Here is a 20,180-nt window from a genome sequence, read left to right as displayed (position 1 = left end):
TTTGCCGCGCACCCACCTTCAGGAGGTCGTGCCGGTGCGGGGATGATAAGCGCCGCTCAGCGCTGGGGTACGTAAGAGCCGGATGCAGAGGGCGACGCGGGCGCTGGATCCTCAGCGGCAGCGCCCTCATCTCTTACGACCTCTGGATCGATGGGCGGCGTAGCTTCGTTGCTCAGCGGGTCAACATCCATGGGCCGGCGGAACACCAGCGACGGCAGCAGCGTGGTCAAGGCCGCGTACAGCAGCAGCGCGCCAAACAGCACTGGCGATATCGCAAAACGCTCGCGCATGATCGCCGCCAGTACCAGGGTGAAGATCAAGGTTGGCGACAACGCCAAGGCCACCCGCAGACTGGTGCGGAAGCTCTCGCCGAACATCAGGCGGCGCTGCAGCCAGATCACCGCGATGCGCAGCGGCAGCACTACCAGGGTGATCAGCAGGCCCAGCCCGAGCGCTTCAAAGCTCAAGGCTTCGGCCGGCACCTTGGTGCCCGCGTTGAAGAAGTAGAACGGCACGAAGAACGAGGCGAACAGGCGCAGCGCATGCAGGTTTTCATGCGATGCCAGCAAGGGCATGCGCTGCTGCAGCAGGCGCGCCACCAGCCCGGCGATGAATGCACCGACCAGGTAATACACACCCAGGCCGTAGGTGATGTAGGCGGCCAGCATGCCCACCATCACCAGCAGCGAGAACTCCGAGCCCGGCGCATGCGGCGCCACCCAGCGCCCCAAGCCGACGAACAACAGCGGCAAACCCACCATCATCGCGAGCAGGGCAAAGCTCGACAGCGCCATGTGCACCGGATCGCCGGCCTGCAGCACCACGAACAAGGCCGCCAGGGCCAGCAGCTCGCCGGCAATGGCCTTGCTGCTGACCCAGAAGCGTTCGGCATCATCAAGCCCGAGCTGGGACAGGGAATCCATGATGAAACCGGTGGACGGCGTCAGCAGCGCCAAGGCCAGCAACGCCGCGGCCTGCCACTGCAGACCGGCGTAATGCCAGGCCAGCCAGGCCATGCCGGCAAGCGTGGCGCTGCGGATCAGCAGATGGGTGAGCAGTGGCCACATGCCCTTGCGCAGGTCGGCGATGTCCACTTCCAGGCCGGCAAACAGGAACAGCGAGGAAATGCCCAAGGTGGCGAGCAGGTTGACTACCGGATCATGCGAGCCGTCGCCCAACCACAGCATCGCGGCAATGCCGAACACCAGGCAGGTCAGCGGCGCGGGAATGCTGAAGCGCTGCAGCGCGCGCGGGATCACCAGCAACGCGAAGATCAACAGCAGATAGATCACTTCCCTGCTCATGGCGCGGGTGTCCTCTTTGAACGGATGCACGGGGCCGCGCGCACCAGCAACCGCCGCGCCGACGGTGCAACCGTCAGCCCAGGCGGGCGCCAGCCAGCTCCCCAACCTGGCGCAGGATGCCATCCCTGCCGTCATCGTCCAGTGCAGAACCCTGCAGGTAGCAGCTCAGCAGCCACGCCGGGCCACCGGCCAAGGGCCACAGCACGGCGATATCGTTGCTGGTGTCCTGGCCATTGCTGCCGGTCTTGTCACCCACCCGCCAACCCTGCGGCAGGCCGGCACGCAGGCGCGCGTCGCCGGTCTGGTTGTCGATCAGCCAATCGGCCAGCTGCTGCCGCGAGGCCGGGCTGAGCACGTCGCCAAGCAGGAAGCGCTGCAGGTTGCCCGCCATCGCCGCCGGGCTGGTGGTATCGCGCGGATCGCCAGGCGCAAAGCGGTTGAGTTCGGGCTCATTGCGCGCGCTCACGGTGATGCGGTCGCCGTGCTCACGCAGGAAGGCAGTGAGCCCTGCGGGGCCGCCGATCAATGGCAGCAGCAGGTTGGCGGCGGCGTTGTCACTGATGATCAGGGTCGCCCGGCACAGATCGCGCACCGTCATGTCCTTGCCGACATGCCGCCCGGTGAAAGGCGAGTGGCTGATGATGTCGCCTTGTCGCACCGCCACCCGCTGGTCCAGCGACAACTTGCCTGCATCGACGCGGTGCAGGATGGCTGCGGCCAACGGGAATTTGACCGTGCTGCACATCGGGAACCGCTCATCCATGCGATGGCCATAGCGCGCGCCACTGGCCGGATGCCACAAGCACACCCCCAGGCGGCCGCCACTGGCCTTTTCCAGCGCGGCGAAGTCGGTGCCATTGGCCGGTGCTGGCGTAGCCGCCTGTGCGGTTTTCGCCAGCACGGCTGGCAGCAGCGTGCTGGCCAGCGCGGCGCCACCGAGCATGAGGAACTGACGACGAGCAAACATGGGATCTCCTTGTGCGCAGCGGCGCTGCACGGGTGGTCTGGGCTGATCTTGGCGCCTCCGGGCGCTGACGACCATCACGAAGATTCATCGGAAGCCATTAGATTTATTTGTAGCAAAGTCGCCAATTTCGCCGCCACAGCGGAAATAATGCGGCAGACCATCAACTTTCATCATGACTCCGCGATGATCCGCCCCCAGCTACCGCTGAACGCCCTGCGCGCCTTCGAGGCTGCCGCCCGCCATCTCAACTTCACTCGGGCGGCGCTGGAGCTGTGCGTCAGCCAGGCGGCCTTGAGTCATCAGATCCGCGGACTGGAGGACAGACTGCAGGTCAGCCTGTTCCATCGGCTGCCACGCGGCGTGGCCCTTACCGACGAGGGCGCGGCGCTGTTTCCGGTATTGACCGAAAGCTTCGACCGCATGGCGATCGCGCTGGACCGCTTTACCGGTGGCCGCTTCCGCGAAGTGCTCACCGTGGGCGTGGTCGGCACCTTTGCCACCGGCTGGCTGCTGCCGCGGCTGGCCGCCTTCGAGTCCGCACATCCGGATATCGAACTGCGCGTGCAGACCCACAACAACCGCATCGATCTGGCCGGCGAAGGCCTGGATCTGGCGATCCGCTTTGGCGACGGCGACTGGCAGGGCCAGGACTGCGTGCCGATCGTCGATACCCCGTTCGCACCGCTGTGCGCACCTGCGGTAGCGCGGCGTTTGCGGCAGCCACGTGATCTGGGCAACGTGCCGCTGCTGCGTTCCTATCGCAATGACGAATGGCCGCGCTGGCTGCAGCTGGCCGGGGTCAACGGGGTGGAAGCGCGCGGAGCGGTATTTGACTCCTCGCTGACACTGGCCAGTGCAGCGGCCGCCGGTGCCGGCGTGGCGCTGCTGCCGCTGCGCATGTTCGAGCAGGATCTGGCCGAAGGGCGGCTGTTGCAGCCGTTCACTCAGACCCTGTCATTGGGCAGGTATTGGCTGACCCGCCTGCGCTCGCGGCAGGAGCGCGCGGTCTTGAAGCGGTTCCGGCTATGGCTGCAGGCGCAGGGCGGTCTGGATTTGTAGGCCGGCCTGGATTGTAGTGCCGAGCCATGCTCGGCAAGAGCACCCTGTAGTGCCGAGCCATGCTCGGCAGGAGCATCACCGGTAACGCCTCAGCCGAGCATGGCTCGGCTCTACAGTGGGGATTCCGGCATTGCCGGCTTCGCGGCTTACGCCGCTCCCACAAACAGAGCGGAGCGGCCCTGTAGTGCCGAGCCATGCTCGGCAGGGGCATCACCGGTAGAGCCTCAGCCGAGCATGGCTCGGCTCTACCGTGAGGATTCCGGCATCGTCAGCTTCGCGGCTTACGCCGCTCCTACAAACAGAGCAACGCGGCCCTGTAGTGCCGAGCCATGCTCGGCAGGGGCTTCACCGGTAGAGCCTCAGCCGAGCATGGCTCGGCTCTACCTTGGTGATTCCGGCACCGTCAGCTTCGCGGCTTACGCCGCTCCCACAAGACTCAGTCCTCCAACATCTCCATCCACGTTGCCTCGGCCTGCTCCAGCTGCTGTGCCAGCACTTCGCGCTCACTGCCCAGCTTGGCCATCTTGGCTGCGTCCGCGTAGTTGCCCGAATCGGCCAGCTGCGCATCCACCTCCGCCAACGATGCACCCAGCTGTTCCACCTTCTTTTCGGCCGCTTCCAGCTTGTGCGGGTTGACCGGCTTCTTGATCGAGGCCGGCTTGGCCGGGGCCACCTGCGCCACCGGTGCAGCGACCGGCTTTTCCTGGCGATCGCTCTTGGTGCGTGCACCCTGCGCGCTGGCGCGGGTGCGCAACCACTGTGCGTATTCGTCCAGGTCACCGGCAAACGGCTCAACCACGCCATCGGCCACGCGCCAGAACGTGTCGCAGACCAGACCGATCAAATGGCGATCATGCGAGACCATCACGATCGCGCCTTCAAACAGCGCCAGCGCTTCGGCCAGGGCCTCACGCATCTCAAGATCAAGGTGGTTGGTCGGTTCGTCGAGCAGCAGCACGTTCGGCTGCTGCCAAGCGATCAGCGCCAGCGCCAGACGCGCACGCTCGCCACCAGAGAAACCATCCACGGTCTCGAACGCACGGTCGCCCGGGAAATTCCACTTGCCGAGGAAATCGCGGAACGACTGGTTCACGCCATCCGGGGCGATCTCACGGAAGTGATCCATCGGCGTCATGCCGGCGTGCAGCGACTCTACCGTGTGCTGGGCGAAGTAGCCGATCTGCAGGTCCGGGTGCGCCATGCGGTCACCGGCCAACAACGGCAGGTCGCCCACAAGCGATTTCACCAGCGTGGTCTTGCCGGCGCCGTTCGGGCCGAGCAGGCCGACACGCTGGCCGGCTTCCAGACCAAAGCCGACGTTGTCCAGGATCACCGCATCCGGGCCATAACCGGCAGTCACATCGTTGAGGCGGATCAGCGAGAACGGCAGCTTGGCCGGCGGCGAGAACTCGATGCGGAACTCGCGCTCGGCGCGCACCGCTTCGGTACCAGCCATCTTGGCCAGACGCTTCATCCGGCTCTGCGCCTGGGTGGCCTTGCTGGCCTGGGCCTTGAAGCGGTCGATGAAGCTCTGCAGATGCGCGCGCTCGGCCTGTTCCTTCTCGTGGGTGATCTGCTGCTGGCGCAGGTGCTCGGCACGCTGGCGCTCGAAGTCGGTGTAGCCACCCGGGTAAAGCTTGGCGGTGCCGCTGTGCAGGTGCAGCGTATGCGTGGCCACGTTGTCCAGGAACTCGCGGTCATGCGAGATCAGCAGCAGCGTGCCCGGGTATTTCAGCAGCCACTGTTCCAGCCAGTACACCGCGTCCAGATCCAAGTGGTTGGTCGGTTCGTCGAGCAGCAGCAGGTCGCTGGGCATCATCAGCGCGCGGGCAAGGTTCAAGCGCGCACGCCAGCCACCGGAGAACGCCGCCACCGGGCGCTCATGGGTATCAGCGGGGAAGCCCAGGCCGTGCAGCAGCTTGCCGGCGCGCGCTTCGGCGTCATAAGCATTGAGCTCGGCCATCTTCTGGTGGGCGTTGGCAACGGCCTCCCAGTCCTCGCGTGCAGCGGCGGCCGCTTCTTCCTGCAGCACGGCGGCGACCACGTCGTCACCACCGAGCACATAGTCGATGGCGCGGTCGGCCAGCGCCGGGGTTTCCTGGGCCACATCGGCGATGCGGATCTTGCCGGGCAGCGATACGTCGCCCTTGTCGGCTTCCAGTTCACCACGCACGGCGGCGAACAGGCTGGATTTGCCTGCGCCATTACGGCCCACCACGCCTACGCGATAGCCGGCATGCAGGGTGAGGTCTACGTTGGACAACAGCAGGCGCTCGCCCCGGCGGAGGGCGAAATTACGAAGGGAAATCATGAATGGGTCCGTTATAACGAAAAGGAATGTGCATGTGAGCAGCATTCCTGCGACGCAATTCTAACGGTAACCAATACTTGACTCACCTCCTGATATCGCACGCGCCTGAACGGCGTTGCCTGACAGGAAGCAAGTACCCGAATTGCCAAATCGCGTTGTTGAATTGAAAAAAGCTTTCGAAAGCAACAATTTAGCCTAACCATCCGGTTTGACACGAGGTAAAAATTCCATTAACTCGTAGTGGCGCACCGCAACAGCGGCGACCCCCAAAGCGCCAGCGATGCCGCCACTCAATACCGGAGCTGCAACCTGATGAACCGCAAGTCCAGCACCCTCGCCGTCGCAATTGCCCTCGTCCTTGGCGCCCCGGCGCTCCCCGCCCTGGCCCAGTCCAGCGCCAATACCCTGGATACAGTGATCGTTACCGGTACCCGCGTGGCCGACCGTACCGTGGCCGAATCGCAGTCGCCGATCGACATCATCACCCCCGAAATCCTGCAATCCACCGGCACCTCCGAGCTGGCCACCGCGCTGTCGCGTGCCCTGCCCTCGCTGAATTTCCCGCGCCCGGCCCTGACCGATGGCACCAGCGGCATCCGCCCGGCGCAGCTGCGTGGCTTGTCCCCGGACCAGGTGCTGGTGCTGGTCAATGGCAAGCGCCGCCATACCTCGGCCATGATCAACGTCAACGGCAGCATCGGCCGTGGCGCTTCGGCGGTGGACATCAACGCCATTCCGATCGCCGCCATCGAGCGCGTGGAAGTGCTGCGTGACGGTGCCTCGGCCCAGTACGGCTCCGACGCCATCGCCGGCGTGATCAACATCGTGCTCAAGGGCAGCGGCAAGGGCGGCAGCCTGGCCGTGGACTACGGCCAGTACTCGGCCGGCGACGGCAACAAGTACCAGCTCTCCGGCGACACCGGCGTCAGCTTCGCCGACGGCCGCGGCAGCCTGCACCTGGCCGGCCAGATCAGCCAGCAGGACGAAAGCAACCGCGCCGGCCCCTACCAGGGCACCGCACCCAATACCGGCAACTTCCCCGACATCGGCGAGAAGACCTTCGTGGTCGGCGACCCGCGCGTGGATGCCACCGCCGCCTCGGCCAACCTGAACTTCAATTTCAGCGACAAGGTCACCGGCTATGCCAACGCCCTGCTGAGCAACCGCGACATCACCTCGTTCGCGTTCTACCGCTCGCCCAACCACAGCGGCCAGAGCGCCCTGCTGGCCCAGCTCTACCCGAACGGCTACGTGCCGCAGATCAACCAGTACTCCAAGGACCGCTCCGTGGTTGCCGGCGTCAAGGGCAATACCGAAAGCGGCTGGACCTGGGACGTCAGTGTCAACCACGGTGAAAACACCCTGGATTTCCACACCCGCAACAGCCTCAACTACAGCCTGGGCGCGACCAGCCCGAGCTCGTTCTACGACGGCACGCTGAAGTACCAGCAGGACATCTTCAACGCCGACATCACCAAGTCGCTGGATTGGGGCCTGGCCTACCCGGTCACCCTGTCCTTCGGTGGTGAATACCGCCGCGAGAAGTGGGAACAGACCGCCGGCGAACTGAACTCCTATACCGGCAGCGGCGCGCAGGGCTTTGGCGGCTTCACCCCGAACAACGAGGTCCACCAGGATCGCCACAACTACGCGGTATACGCCGGCCTTGAAGCCGACCTCACCGACAAGTTCTCTGCCGGCCTCACCGGCCGTTACGAAGACTATTCGGACTTCGGCGACAAGTTCTCCGGCAAGTTGTCGGCCCGCTATGCCTTCACCGACAAGGTCGCGCTGCGTGCCACCGCTTCCAGCGGTTTCCGTGCGCCGTCGCTGGCGCAGCAGAGCTACCAGGCGGTTACCAGCTCCATCACCGATGGCGTGTTCTATGAAAAGGGCACCTTCCCGACCACCAGCACCGCTGCCCAGGCCCTGGGTGCGGCACCGCTGAAGGCCGAGTCGTCCACCTCCTACAGCGTGGGCCTGGTGCTGCAGCCGGTGGATCGCCTGTACGTCACCGTCGATGCCTACCAGATCGACATCGACGACCGCATCGTGCTGTCCTCCAACATCAACACCACCCCGGCCGCTGCCGCGCTGCTGTCCGATCTCGGCCTGCAGCAGGTTACCCAGTTCGCCTACTTCACCAACGGCCTGGACACCCGCACCCGTGGCGTGGACTTCGTTTCCAGCTACACCATCCCGTTCAGCGCCAGCAGCCTGGAACTGACCGCGGCCTACAGCTACAACGAAACCGAAGTGAAGAAGTTCAGCGCCTCGCCGGCGGTGTTCTCGGCGCTGGGCATCACCCAGTCGCTGATCGGCCGCGATGAAATCGGCCGCATCGAGGACAGCTTCCCCAGCGACAAGGGTATCCTCAGCGGCACCTGGCGTTCGGACCGTTGGGAGCTGGGCCTGTCGGCCACCCGTTACGGCAGCTTCACCGTGCGCAACTCGGCCAGTGCCAGCCGCGACCAGACCTACGATGCCAAGTGGATCGTCGACGCTTCGGCCAGCTTCAAGCCCAGCGAGAACTGGAAGCTCACCGTCGGTGCCGACAACGTGCTGGACGAATACCCGGACCGCGTCGAGAACGCGCTGAACTCCACCTACGGGATGATGCCGTACAGCAACTACTCGCCGTTCGGCTTCAACGGCGCCTACGTCTACGGCCGCATCAGCTACACCTGGTAAGCCCGGTTTGACGTCGTGAAAGGAAGGTGCCCCGGGAAACCGGGGCATTTTCTTCTTTGCTCTCTGGGGTCCAAAACGACAACCGCCCCCGGCCCGCGCGAAGAACCCCGGGTGCGCTGCGCTTACCCGGGCTACGGTGCTGTCCGGCGAAGCCACCAACCGGTAGTGCCGAGCCATGCTCGGCAGAGGCTTTCCCGATAACCCCAACCCAGCATGGCTCAGAGCTACCAAGAGCCCCGCGCGAAGAACCCCGGGTGCGCTGCGCTTACCCGGGCTACGGCGCTGTCCGGCGAAGCCACCTGCATGTAGTGCCGAGCCATGCTCGGCAGAAGCTCTCCCGACAGCCACCAAACCGAGCCTGGCTCGGCGCTCCCATCCATTCCACGTCGGTACCTGACATCACGCAGATACGCACTGTTTCGTAGAAATGTCAGATTTTTCCGACATTTCCGCACTGGTGTACCGGTGGCACCTTTAGAATCGGGGCATCCCCCACCCGACCCATCGAGCCCTGATGCACCATGACACCGCCCTGATCAACATGATTGCCATTGGTTTGGGCCTGGCCTTCGTGCTTGGCGCCCTGGCCAACAAGCTGCGGCTGTCGCCGCTGGTGGGCTATCTGCTGGCCGGTGTCATCGTCGGGCCGTTCACGCCGGGCTTTGTCGCCGACCAGGCGCTGGCCAACCAGCTGGCCGAGATCGGGGTGATGCTGCTGATGTTCGGCGTCGGCCTGCATTTCTCGCTGAAGGATCTGATGGCGGTCAAGGCCATCGCCATCCCCGGCGCCATCGGCCAGATCCTGGTCGCCACCCTGCTGGGCTGGGGCGTGGCCACGCTGATGGGCTGGCCGGTGCTGCACGGTGTCATCTTCGGCTTCTCGCTGGCCACCGCCTCCACCGTGGTGCTGCTGCGGGCGATGGAGGAGCGCCGCCTGCTGGAAACCACCCGCGGCAAGATCGCGGTGGGCTGGTTGATCGTCGAGGACCTGGCCTGTGTGCTGGCACTGGTGATGATGCCGGTGATCGCCGAGGTGTTCGGCCCGGATGCAAGCGGCAAGGAACTGTCGATCAGCGGCCTGCTGGCCTCGATCGGCTGGACCTTCGTGCAGTTGGGCCTGTTCGTGGCGGTGATGCTGGTGGTCGGCCGGCGGGTGATTCCCTGGGTGCTTGAACGCGTTGCCGGCACCGGTTCACGCGAGCTGTTCACCCTGTGTGTGCTGGCCATCGCCTTGGGCGTGGCGTTTGGCGCGGCCGAGTTGTTCGGTGTGTCGTTCGCGCTGGGCGCATTCTTCGCCGGCATGATGCTCAACGAATCCGAGCTCAGCCATAAGGCGGCACACGATTCGCTGCCGCTGCGCGACGCCTTCGCGGTGCTGTTCTTCGTTTCGGTGGGCATGTTGTTCAATCCGATGATCATCGTCGAGCACCCCTGGCAGGTGCTGGCGACGGTGGTGATCATCATGTTCGGCAAGTCGGCTGCGGCCTTCTTCATCGTGCGCGCGTTCGGCCATTCCAAGAGCACTGCACTGACCATTTCCGCCTCGCTGGCGCAGATCGGCGAGTTCGCCTTCATCATTGCCGGGCTGGGCGTGGCGCTGAAGATCCTGCCGCCGACCGGGCAGTCGCTGGTACTGGCCGGCGCGCTGGTGTCGATCATGCTCAACCCGGTGGTGTTCGGCCTGCTCGACCGCTGGCAGGCACGCCACAAGGAAATCGCGCCGGTGCCGGAAGTGCCGGATATCCCGCCGGGCCCGTCGCTGGACCTGCAGGACCACGCCATCGTGGTCGGCTATGGCCGCGTCGGCAGTGAACTGGCGCAGGTATTGCGCGACCGCGGTGTGCCGGTGCTGGTGATCGACGACAACCGCGAACACGTGGAGCGCGCGCACGCGGCCGGCATTCCCGGCATCCGCGGCAGCGCCGCATCGGACAAGGTGCTGGCCGAGGCCCATCCCGAGCGCGCCACCATCGCCGTGCTGGCCATCCCGCAACCGCTGGAATCCGGCGAAGTGCTGGCCAAGCTGCGCGCCATCAACCCCAACCTGACCCTGCTGGCCCGCGCCCACAGCGATGCCGAAGTGAAGCACCTGCTTGCCCACGGTGCCGATGGCACGGTGATGGCCGAGCGCGAGCTGGCGTATTCGCTGGCGGAGATGATCATGTCCACCCCGCCCTACCGCAGCCTGCGCCCGGGCATGCCTCAGCCGGCGGCCAGCGGCACGTAGATATCCGCACGCAGGATGGCCTCGGGCACGTCCTCGGGGTCGTCCAGGAAGTGATAATGCAGTGGCGCATCACGCAGGGCGTGGCCGCTGCCGGGCAACCAGTCACGCAACAGCTGATCGGTGGCATCTTCCAGCAGCGAGTAGCTGCCGACATGGCGCAGCCGCGCCATGCGCCCGCCACCCAGCACCTGGCGCTGCAGCGAGGCCGGCAGTGCCGGCAATTCGGCGTCGAAGGCCAGCGCGCAATCAAACAGCAGTTCGTCGGCCGGCAGCTCACGGTGATCGCCCAGCGGCATCCCGATCAGCTGCTGCAGCTGTTCGACCAGGCCCTGCTCGGCCGCCCAGCCGAACAGCTCGCCAAACACAGCGTCCAGATCATCGAAGGCACCCTGCGCACGCAGCGCCACCACTTCGAACGGTTCCAGGGTGATGACTTCCACGCTCAACGGCGCCGTCTGCTCGGCCAATGGCAGCGGCCGTGACAGCTGCTCGATACTGTTCGCCATGCGCTGCGGATCCATCCGCAATTCGCTGGCGCTGGCATCGACGGTATCGCGCAGCACCCGCGCCAATGCCTGCGGCGTGTCGTAGCCGGCCAGCAAGGCGATCTCGGTGACACTGGCATCGCTGTGCGCCAGCCGCTGCAAGGCCTTGACCACGCGCAGACGCTGCACCGTACGGCCGATGGTTTCGCCGGTCAGCGCGCGATATACGCGATGGAAATGGAACGGCGAGTAATGCGCGATGGCGGCCAGTGCATCCAGGTCAGGCAAGGGCCCGCCGACATCGATGCTTTGCTGCAGGCAGCTGATGACCCGGTCCAGCCGTGGCAACTGCGCGACATTGGCTTTCATTGCGGCATCTCCGTGGGAAGTGAGGCCATTACAGCGCTCGCGCTCAACGCTGGCGTTTCCGATCTTGCGCAGCCTCGCCTTCGGCACCGGGCAGACGCGCCAGGTGATCCTGCAGCAACACGATGGCCTGCCGCACCTTGGCCGGCTGGGTCTGCCGATGCGGGGTGACCGCCCACACCGGCAGCTCCGGCACTTCCCATTCCGGCAACAGCCGCTGCAGGCTGCCGGCCTCCAGCAAGGGCGCGGCATCCAGACTGGTCAGCACCGCCACGCCCAATCCCGCCTCGCACAGGCGCAGCACCGCCGGCTGGTTCTGGCTGGCGATACGCGGATGCGCCGGCACCAGACGTTCCTGGCCGCTGTCTTGGTGGCGCCAGACCAGGCCCGGAACCTGCGGCATGCCCAGCCATTCGGCAGCCGGCACCTGCAAGGGATCGCCGGGCACACCATGCCGCTGCAGCCATGTCGGCGCCGCGCACGGCCAGCGCTGCAGGCTGCCCAGGCGCTGCGCCATCCAGTCACTGTCCGGCAACTGACCGAAGCGCAGCGCCAGATCGATGCGCGCCTGCAGCAGGTCGGTCCAGCCATCATCAAAGAACAGATGCAGCCGCAGTTGCGGGTTTTCCTGCAACCAGCCGCCCAGCGCCGGGCCGATATGCGCCGCCATGCCCAAGGGCGCGGACAGGCGCAACTCGCCGCTGGGCGCGTGGCGGGCGGCCGACAGTTCAGCCTCGGCCTCGCCGGCGGCATCGAGCAAGCGCGCACAGGCGGCGTAATAGCGGCTGCCGACGTCGGTCAGCGCCAGCCGTCGGGTCGAACGATGCAGCAGCGCAACCCCGGCGTCCTGTTCCAGCGCGCGCAGTTGCTGGCTCACCGCCGAGGTGCTCATGCCCATCGCCCGCGCTGCCGCACTCATTGAGCCGTGCTGCACCACCTGGGCAAACAGGGCCATCCGTTTGACGCTGTCCATGGCTTACCTCCGTGCCGTCATTGTGAAGCACAGCTTCAAGGTGATTGTGATTTTTTGCGACTGCCGCCTGCGCCGGGATCGGCGGACACTGGCCTCATTCCCCACCCCCAAGGACGTTCCCATGAAAGTTGCCCTGATTGGTGCCACCGGCTTTGTCGGCAAGGCCCTGCTCGAAGAACTGCTGGCCCGCGGCCACGACGTGACCGCGCTGGCACGCGACCCGGCCAAGCTTGAAGCCCGCCCGCAGCTGCAGGTGGTCAAGGCCGATGTACTCAATGCCGACGAAGTACGCAACGCCGTCGCCGGCACTGACACGGTGATCAGCGCCTACAACGCCGGCTGGGCCAACCCGGATCTGTACAACGAATTCCTGCGTGGTACCCGTGCGATCGTTGCAGGCACCAAGGCTGCAGGCGTGAAGCGTTACATCGTGATCGGTGGCGCCGGCAGCCTGTATGCGCCGGACGGCACCCAGCTGGTGGATTCACCGAACTTTCCGGCTGCGATCTATCCCGGCGCGAGTGCGGCGCGTGATGCGTTGACCGAACTGCGCAATGAGATCTCGCTTGCCTGGACCCAGCTGAGCCCGCCGGTGGCCTTCCATCCGGGCAGCCCCACCGAGCGCACCGGCAAGTACCGCGTCGGCAGCGATACTCCGCTGAGCACCGGCGACGGCCCGGGCACGATCAGTGCCGCTGATCTGGCGGTGGCGGTAGTGGATGAGCTGGAAGCGCCGCAGCATATTGGCAAGCGGTTTACGGTTGCTTGGTAAAAGCTTAAAGCTGCCCTCACCCCAACCCCTCTCCCGCACGCGGGAGAGGGGCTCGGATAGCGTCGGCTGCCAGTGCACTAGCCCCTCTCCCGCGTGCGGGAGAGGGGTTGGGGTGAGGGCAGCTCTTGATCTGCCTTTAAAGTTCTTGATCTGCTCCTCAAGCCCCAGCCAAGGCCTGTTCCAGATCCGCCAACAAGTCATCGATATGCTCGATGCCCACCGACAGCCGCACGGTATCCAGCGTCACTCCCGCCTTCTCCAGCTCGGCCTCATCCAACTGCCTATGCGTAGTGGAAGCCGGATGCGTCGCCAAGGACTTGGCATCACCCAGATTCACCAATCGCGTGAACAACTGCAGCGCATCCAGGAAACGTGCGCCGGCTTCGCGGCCACCGGGCAGACCAAAGGTCAGCACACCCGAGCCGTGCCCGCGCAGATACTTCTGCACCAACGCGTGTTCCGGATGGTCCGGCAATGCGGCGTAGTTCACCCAGGCGACCTTCGCGTGCTTCTGCAGGAAGTTGGCCACCGCCAGCGTGTTGCTGTTGATGCGGTCCATGCGCAGCGCCAGCGTCTCGATGCCCTGCAGGATCTGGAACGCGTTGAACGGTGAAATCGCCGCGCCCATGTTGCGCAGCGGCACCACCCGCGCACGGCCGATGAAGGCCGCCGGGCCCAGCGCTTCGGTATAGACCACACCGTGGTAACTCACATCCGGCGTATTGAGGCGCGGGAAGCGCTGCTTGTGCTCAGCCCACGGGAAACGCCCGGAATCGACGATGGCACCGCCAAGGCTGGTGCCATGGCCGCCGAGATACTTGGTCAGCGAATGCACCACGATATCGGCGCCAAAATCGAAGGAGCGCTGCAGATACGGCGTGGCCACGGTGTTGTCGACAATCACCGGCACACCATGCGCATGCGCGATCTTGGCGATGGCTTCGATATCGGTGATGTTGCCGCGCGGATTGCCGATGGATTCGACGAAGACCGCCTTGGTGCGCTCGTCGATCAAGGCGGCGAAGGCCTGCGGATCACGGTAGTCGGCGAAGCGGGTCTGGATGCCGAACTGCGGCAGCGTATGCGCGAACAGATTGTAGGTGCCGCCATACAGCGCACTGGAGGCAAGGATGTTGTCACCGGCCTCGGCAATGGTCTGGATCGCGTAGGTGATGGCTGCCTGGCCGGAGGCCAGCGCCAGCGCGCCGATGCCGCCTTCCAATGCCGCAATGCGCTTTTCCAGCACATCGGTGGTGGGGTTCATGATGCGGGTATAGATATTGCCCTGCACCTTGAGGTCGAACAGATCGGCTCCGTGCTGGGTGTCGTCGAAGGCGTAGGCAACGGTCTGGTAGATCGGCACCGCGACCGCACGGGTGGTCGGATCGGGCGAATAGCCGCCGTGCACGGCGATGGTTTCAGGCTTCCACTGCGGATCAGTCATCGGAGTGCTCGCTAAGGAGTGACCGCTGACGATAGCCGAGGATTGATGGCAACCGATGGACGGTTGCAGGGGTTACTTGTGAGGGGATGGAATCTTCTGATGCATTTTCAGCTAGAAGCTTCCCCTCACCCCAACCCCTCTCCCGTAAACGGGAGAGGGGCTAGCGCACTAGCCGCCGACACGATCCGAGCCCCTCTCCCGCTTGCGGGAGAGGGGTTGGGGTGAGGGCAGCTTTAAAGCTCTTGACGCTTTGCCTTTGGCTCCGGCTCTCAGCCCTTGCCAAACTGCAACTGGCCACCGCCGCCGGCTTCCACCTTGATGGTGTCGCCGCTGACGAACTCGCCGGACAGGATCTTCTGCGCCAGCGGGTTTTCCAGCTGGGCCTGGATCGCACGCTTCAACGGACGCGCGCCATACACCGGATCGAAGCCGACATTGCTGAGCACATCGAAGGCCGAATCCGATACCTCCAAGCGCAGGCCGCGCTCGCCAAGCCGCTTCTCCAGACCACGCATCTGGATGCGTGCGATCTGCTTGATCTGCTGCTTGTCCAGCGGGTGGAACACAACAATATCGTCCAGCCGGTTGATGAACTCCGGACGGAAGTGCGCCTGCACCACGCCCATCACCGCGGCCTTCATCTGCATATAGGCTTCCGGGCTGTCGTCGCCGCTCATGTCCTGGATCTGGTGCGAGCCCAGGTTCGAGGTCATCACGATGACGGTGTTGCGGAAGTCCACGGTGCGGCCCTGGCCGTCGGTCAGACGACCGTCATCCAGCACCTGCAGCAGGATGTTGAACACATCCGGATGCGCCTTCTCCACCTCGTCCAGCAGGATCACGCTGTACGGGCGGCGGCGCACCGCCTCGGTCAGGTAGCCACCTTCTTCGTAGCCCACATAACCCGGGGGCGCACCGATCAGGCGCGACACGCTGTGCTTCTCCATGAATTCACTCATGTCGATGCGCACCATCGCGTCGGGCGAGTCGAACAGGAAGTCGGCCAGCGCCTTGGTCAGCTCGGTCTTGCCCACACCGGTCGGGCCGAGGAACAGGAACGAGCCACTCGGCCGGTTTGGATCGGACAGGCCGGCACGCGAGCGCCGCACCGCATCGGAGACCACGCGGATCGCTTCTTCCTGCCCAACCACGCGGTTGTGCAGCATGTCTTCCATGCGCAGCAGCTTGTCACGCTCGCCTTCGAGCATCTTGCTGACCGGGATACCGGTCCAGCGCGAGACGACCTCGGCGATTTCCTCGTCGGTCACCTTGTCCTGCACCAGCCGGAAGTCCTTGCGGTCCACTTCCTGCGCCGCAGCCAGCTGCTTCTCAAGATTCGGCAGCAGGCCGTACTGGATCTCGCTCATCTTGGCGAAATCCTGGCGGCGCTGTGCGGCCTCCAGGTCGAGCTTCGCCTTTTCAACCTGCTCCTTGATCTTGGTAGCGCCCTGCAGCGCTGCCTTCTCCGACTTCCAGATTTCGTTGAGGTCGGAGAACTCACGCTCCAGCGTGTCGATATCCGCTTCCAGATCGGCCAGGCGTTTGCGCGAGGCGTCGTCCTTCTCCTTCTTCAGCATCTCGCGCTGGATCTTGAGCTGGATCAGACGGCGTTCCAGACGGTCAAGCTCCTCCGGCTTGGAGTCGATCTCCATGCGGATGCGCGAGGCTGCCTCGTCCATCAGGTCGATGGCCTTATCCGGCAACTGCCGGTCGGTGATGTAGCGGTTCGACAGCGTCGCCGCTGCGACCACGGCCGGGTCGGTGATTTCCACGCCATGGTGCACCGCGTAGCGTTCTTTCAAGCCACGCAGGATGGCGATGGTGTCCTCGACCGTCGGCTCACCGACGAACACCTTCTGGAAGCGGCGCTCCAGCGCGGCGTCCTTCTCGATGTACTGGCGGTATTCGTCCAGCGTGGTAGCGCCGATGCAATGCAGCTCGCCGCGCGCAAGCGCCGGCTTGAGCATATTGCCCGCATCCATCGCGCCCTCGCCCTTGCCGGCGCCGACCATGGTGTGCAGTTCGTCGATGAACAGAATGATCTGGCCTTCGTTCTTGGACAGGTCATTGAGCACGGCCTTCAGCCGCTCTTCGAACTCGCCACGGAACTTGGCACCGGCAATCAGCGCGCCCATGTCCAGCGACAGCACGCGCTTGCCGCGCAGGCCCTCGGGCACTTCGTCGTTGATGATGCGCTGGGCCAGGCCTTCGACAATGGCGGTCTTGCCCACGCCAGGCTCACCGATCAGCACCGGGTTGTTCTTGGTACGGCGCTGCAGCACCTGGATGGTGCGGCGGATTTCCTCGTCGCGGCCAATCACCGGGTCGAGCTTGCCGCTTTCGGCACGCGCGGTCAGGTCGATGGTGTACTTCTCCAGCGCCTGGCGCTGCTCTTCGGCGTTTTCGCTTTGCACGGTTTCTCCGCCGCGCAGCTTGTCGATGGCGGCTTTCACTTTGTTCTTGTCGGCACCGGCGGCGCGCAGGGCCATGCCGGCCGGGCCACCATCGTCCACCGCCGCCAGCAGGAACCACTCGCTGGCGATGAACTGGTCGTTGTGCTGCTGGGCCAGCTTGTCGGTGTTGTTGAGCAGACGATTGAGATCATTGCCCATCGACAGGCTGCCGGCCTGGCCGGACACCTTGGGCAACGCATCCAGTGCTTCGGTCAGCCGCTCGCGCAGCACCGGCACGTTGACGCCGGCCTGGGCCAGCAAGGGCCGGCTGCTGCCACCGGGCTGATCGAGCAGCGCGCTGAGCACGTGCACCGGCTCGATGATGTTGTTATCACGGCCAACCGCCAGCGACTGGGCATCTGCCAAGGCTTTCTGGAAATTGGAGGTGAGCTTATCCATCCGCATGGGTCTTCTTCCTCAAAGTTGGGAGGCCAGCATTGCTGGCGATATTGAGTCAGATGCGGTTGCAACGGTGTGATTCAAGGGTAAACAGCTTCCTTGTTCAGCTGCAATCGCACTCCAAGGCCAATATCGCCAGCCGCCGTGCCCGCGTCCTTGATCCAACGCAAGCGGCCGCTGTTCTCAGCCGTGGGTGATGGCAGCCCGCAATGCCCGCAGCTGCTGCTTTACCGCCTGCTGCTGCGCCGCATCCATGCGCAGCAGGGCTTTCTGGCCGACCGACAGCGATTGCAGGGCCGGGTCGACGAAGCGATAGCGGCCCTTGCCATCAGGCTCCAGCGCCAGCGGCCGGGCTGGCTCGGGGGCCTGCAACAGGTGATCGATCACTGCCACCAATCTGTCATTGAAATGCCCGTCCGGGTGGCCGATGTCACGATAGGCCTGCTGCAGCAAGGGATAGAAACGGCTGTAAGCCGCCGCCAACGCCGCCGTATCGGCACGGGTAAAGGCATCCACGAATGGTGCATAGCGTGCGGCATTGGCGGCGGCGAGCTGTTCGCCGCCCGCACTGCCCTGCTCGACCAGCAGCGTACCCGGCAGCGGCCGCAGCGCCATCGCCGAACTCGGCAGGCTGGGCTGGGTGAGGTTGTCCACGTGCACCACCGCGCGCTGGATCAGATGCTCACGCAGCAACAGCGTCAGGGTTTGTGCGGGGAACAAACCGCTCAAGGCCTGCCAGCCGGCCTCGTCGCTGTCGGCCAATGCCGGCAAGGCCGGATCGGCGGCAGCGGCCAGCGGATACTTCGCCGGGGCGGCCTGTTCCGCCGCCGCTGGCGGCTGGATGGCCGGCGCCGGGACGGCGTCAGCCGGCGCTATGGCTGCCGGCGCGGGCTGACGCAGCTGCGCCACCTCATCTGCGAACAACCACCAGCCAGCGCCGCCAACCGCGACGACGCCAACCACTACCCAGGGCCACACTGCTTTGCGCTTCTGCATCACTTGCACCTTCAATTGCATGTGATGGTGTGACCCCGACAATCCCGGCAGGTTCCCCTGCCGGTTCAAGCTCGCTAAAACCGGGCTCGCTAAAGCCGGGCCCGCTACATCAACGCTGTTTCTGCAGCGACATCAGGCCGATCACCACCGCCAGCACCGCATAGGCCGCCGTCACCTGCAGGGTGATTGCCTGGCGCAGGCCTTCCAGCTGCCACGGCAGATAGATGCCACCGCGCGGATCGGTGGAGTGGATCACGCCAAAGGCGCTCAGCGCCGCGGCCACAAACAGCAGGCCCACCGCCACACCGGGGCGACGCTCGATCAAGGCCACCAGCGCCGCTGCCCACAACATCGCGGTGATGATGAAGCCATTGCCCAGCAGCTGCAGCGTGGCCACATCCGACAGGCCATGGCCGTCGACAGCGGCATACAGCGCCGCTGCGGCATCCGGCGCCACCCAGGTACCGAACTTGATGTTGATCAGGTATGCGATGGCCGGCAGGAAGGCCAGCGCCACCGCGATGGCATGCTCGCGCTTGGTCTGCTGGAAGGCCTGCACGGTGATGTCCAGGCCCACGAAAACGATGATCGGCGCCAGCACTGCCACCGGCAGCCACTGCACCAGCCCGGCAACCACGCCAAGCATGCCGCCGATGCCGATGAACAGGCCGGTCAGCAGCGTGTAACCGGTGCGTGCACCCAGCCGCTTGTAAGCCGGCTGGCCGATATACGGCGTGGTCTGTGCCACACCGCCGCAGACGCCAGCCACCAGCGTGGCGATGGCCTCGACCAGCAGGATGTCGCGGGTGCGGTAGTCGTCACCGGCAGCGCGTGCGCTTTCCGCCACATTGATGCCGCCGACGATCATCAGCAGGCCGAACGGCAGCAGCAGCGACAGATACGGCACGGTCAGCGGCAGGCCTTCGACAAAGCCCAGCGACGGCAGCGGCAGGGCCACCGCAAAGGAAATCGCCGGCGGCCATTGGAAGCCGGTCAAAGCACCTGCAGCGCCCAACCCGTAATACAACGCAACGCCCACCAACAGCGCGAACAGCACGCCCGGCAAGCGCAGCGGCACCACGCCGCGCGCGACCAACACGTACAGCAGCACCCCCACCGTGACCAGGCCGACCAGCGGCTGGCGCATGCTTTCGATCAGCGGCAGGAAGCCCAGCAGGGTCAGCGCCGCGCCGCCGATGGAACCCAGCAGCGCCGCACGCGGCACGTGGCGGGTGACCGCATCGCCGACGAAGGACAGCACCAGCTTGAGCAGGCCCATTACCACCAGCGAGGCCATGCCCAGCTTCCAGGTGGCCATCGCCGCTGCCTGCGGGTCCATGCCCAGCTGCTTGAAGCCGACGAAGGCCGGGCCCAATACCAGCAGCGCCATGCCGATGCTGGTCGGTGCATCCAGGCCCAGCGGCATCGCGGTGACGTCATCGCGGCCAGTGCGTGCGGCCAGGCGCCGCGCCATCACGGTGTACATCAGGTTGCCGATCAGCACGCCAAAAGCGGTGCCGGGGAACATGCGCCCAAACACCACCTCGGCCGGAAACTGGAAGATGCCGATCAAGGCCATCGCGATGAAGCCCAGGATCGACAGGTTGTCGACCACCAGACCGAAGAAGCCATTGAGATCGCCGGCAACGAACCAGCGCGGTTGTGAGGGTGAAGCGGAAGAATTCATGGGGAGTATCGTCAGGAAAGCGGGGCGATGGTAACGCCGGGAAAAT

Annotated in this window: 13 protein-coding genes; 4 read left to right on the top strand and 9 right to left on the bottom strand. The window is 65.2% G+C overall.

The window, feature by feature from the left end; all coding sequences use genetic code 11:
* Positions 1–56 precede the first annotated feature (56 nt).
* Both ABB27_RS11175 and blaCESS read right to left on the bottom strand, forming a co-directional pair.
* Positions 57–1,304 (bottom strand): cation:proton antiporter, encoded by a 1,248-nt coding sequence (locus ABB27_RS11175; RefSeq protein ID WP_057628846.1) that lies wholly within the window; start codon positions 1,302–1,304, stop codon positions 57–59.
* Between the two features lie 73 nt (positions 1,305–1,377).
* Positions 1,378–2,271 carry a CESS family extended-spectrum class A beta-lactamase gene (gene blaCESS / locus ABB27_RS11170; protein ID WP_057628781.1) on the bottom strand — a complete coding sequence of 298 codons (894 nt, stop codon included), beginning with the start codon at positions 2,269–2,271 and terminating at the stop codon, positions 1,378–1,380.
* Between the two features lie 183 nt (positions 2,272–2,454).
* Here blaCESS and ABB27_RS11165 point away from each other — a divergent pair, with 183 nt between their 5' ends.
* The gene (locus ABB27_RS11165; RefSeq protein ID WP_057628845.1) at positions 2,455–3,330 is read left to right on the top strand and encodes a LysR family transcriptional regulator; all 876 of its coding nucleotides are present in this window, start codon (positions 2,455–2,457) and stop codon (positions 3,328–3,330) included.
* A gap of 436 nt (positions 3,331–3,766) precedes the next feature.
* Here ABB27_RS11165 and ABB27_RS11160 read toward each other — a convergent pair whose 3' ends face one another.
* A complete protein-coding gene (locus ABB27_RS11160) occupies positions 3,767–5,641 on the bottom strand; it encodes an ABC-F family ATP-binding cassette domain-containing protein (protein ID WP_057628780.1) in 1,875 nt (624 codons plus the stop codon).
* Positions 5,642–5,953: 312 nt separating this feature from the next.
* Here ABB27_RS11160 and ABB27_RS11155 point away from each other — a divergent pair, with 312 nt between their 5' ends.
* Positions 5,954–8,332 carry a TonB-dependent receptor plug domain-containing protein gene (locus ABB27_RS11155; protein ID WP_057628844.1) on the top strand — a complete coding sequence of 793 codons (2,379 nt, stop codon included), beginning with the start codon at positions 5,954–5,956 and terminating at the stop codon, positions 8,330–8,332.
* Between the two features lie 514 nt (positions 8,333–8,846).
* Positions 8,847–10,559, top strand: a complete 1,713-nt coding sequence (gene ybaL, locus ABB27_RS11150; protein ID WP_057628779.1) for a YbaL family putative K(+) efflux transporter — start codon at positions 8,847–8,849, stop codon at positions 10,557–10,559.
* On the opposite strand, the gene ABB27_RS11145 is transcribed toward ybaL, so the two are convergent.
* Together ABB27_RS11145 and ABB27_RS11140 are read right to left on the bottom strand one after the other, a co-directional pair.
* Positions 10,535–11,413, bottom strand: coding sequence for an AraC family transcriptional regulator (locus tag ABB27_RS11145; protein ID WP_057628778.1), 879 nt, complete (start codon positions 11,411–11,413; stop codon positions 10,535–10,537). The two genes, ybaL and ABB27_RS11145, sit on opposite strands and share 25 nt — an antisense overlap.
* A 43-nt stretch (positions 11,414–11,456) precedes the next feature.
* Positions 11,457–12,383 carry a LysR family transcriptional regulator gene (locus ABB27_RS11140; RefSeq protein WP_057628777.1) on the bottom strand — a complete coding sequence of 309 codons (927 nt, stop codon included), beginning with the start codon at positions 12,381–12,383 and terminating at the stop codon, positions 11,457–11,459.
* A gap of 121 nt (positions 12,384–12,504) precedes the next feature.
* Here ABB27_RS11140 and ABB27_RS11135 point away from each other — a divergent pair, with 121 nt between their 5' ends.
* Positions 12,505–13,155, top strand: a complete 651-nt coding sequence (locus ABB27_RS11135) for an NAD(P)-dependent oxidoreductase (protein WP_057628843.1) — start codon at positions 12,505–12,507, stop codon at positions 13,153–13,155.
* A gap of 157 nt (positions 13,156–13,312) precedes the next feature.
* Here the strand turns inward: ABB27_RS11135 and ABB27_RS11130 are convergent, their stop codons facing one another.
* The 4 genes from ABB27_RS11130 to ABB27_RS11115 form a co-directional block, all read right to left on the bottom strand.
* Positions 13,313–14,599 (bottom strand): O-acetylhomoserine aminocarboxypropyltransferase/cysteine synthase family protein, encoded by a 1,287-nt coding sequence (locus ABB27_RS11130; RefSeq protein WP_057628776.1) that lies wholly within the window; start codon positions 14,597–14,599, stop codon positions 13,313–13,315.
* 269 nt (positions 14,600–14,868) lie between these two features.
* A complete protein-coding gene (gene clpB / locus ABB27_RS11125; protein ID WP_057628775.1) occupies positions 14,869–17,457 on the bottom strand; it encodes an ATP-dependent chaperone ClpB in 2,589 nt (862 codons plus the stop codon).
* A 177-nt stretch (positions 17,458–17,634) separates the two neighbouring features.
* The gene (locus ABB27_RS11120; protein WP_057628842.1) at positions 17,635–18,447 is read right to left on the bottom strand and encodes a DUF3014 domain-containing protein; all 813 of its coding nucleotides are present in this window, start codon (positions 18,445–18,447) and stop codon (positions 17,635–17,637) included.
* A 109-nt stretch (positions 18,448–18,556) separates the two neighbouring features.
* Positions 18,557–20,134, bottom strand: coding sequence for a hypothetical protein (locus ABB27_RS11115; RefSeq protein WP_057628774.1), 1,578 nt, complete (start codon positions 20,132–20,134; stop codon positions 18,557–18,559).
* Between the last annotated feature and the right edge of the window lie 46 nt (positions 20,135–20,180).

Source organism: Stenotrophomonas terrae (assembly GCF_001431465.1).
Taxonomy (GTDB): domain Bacteria; phylum Pseudomonadota; class Gammaproteobacteria; order Xanthomonadales; family Xanthomonadaceae; genus Stenotrophomonas; species Stenotrophomonas terrae.
This window is presented reverse-complemented; position numbering and strand designations above follow the sequence as displayed.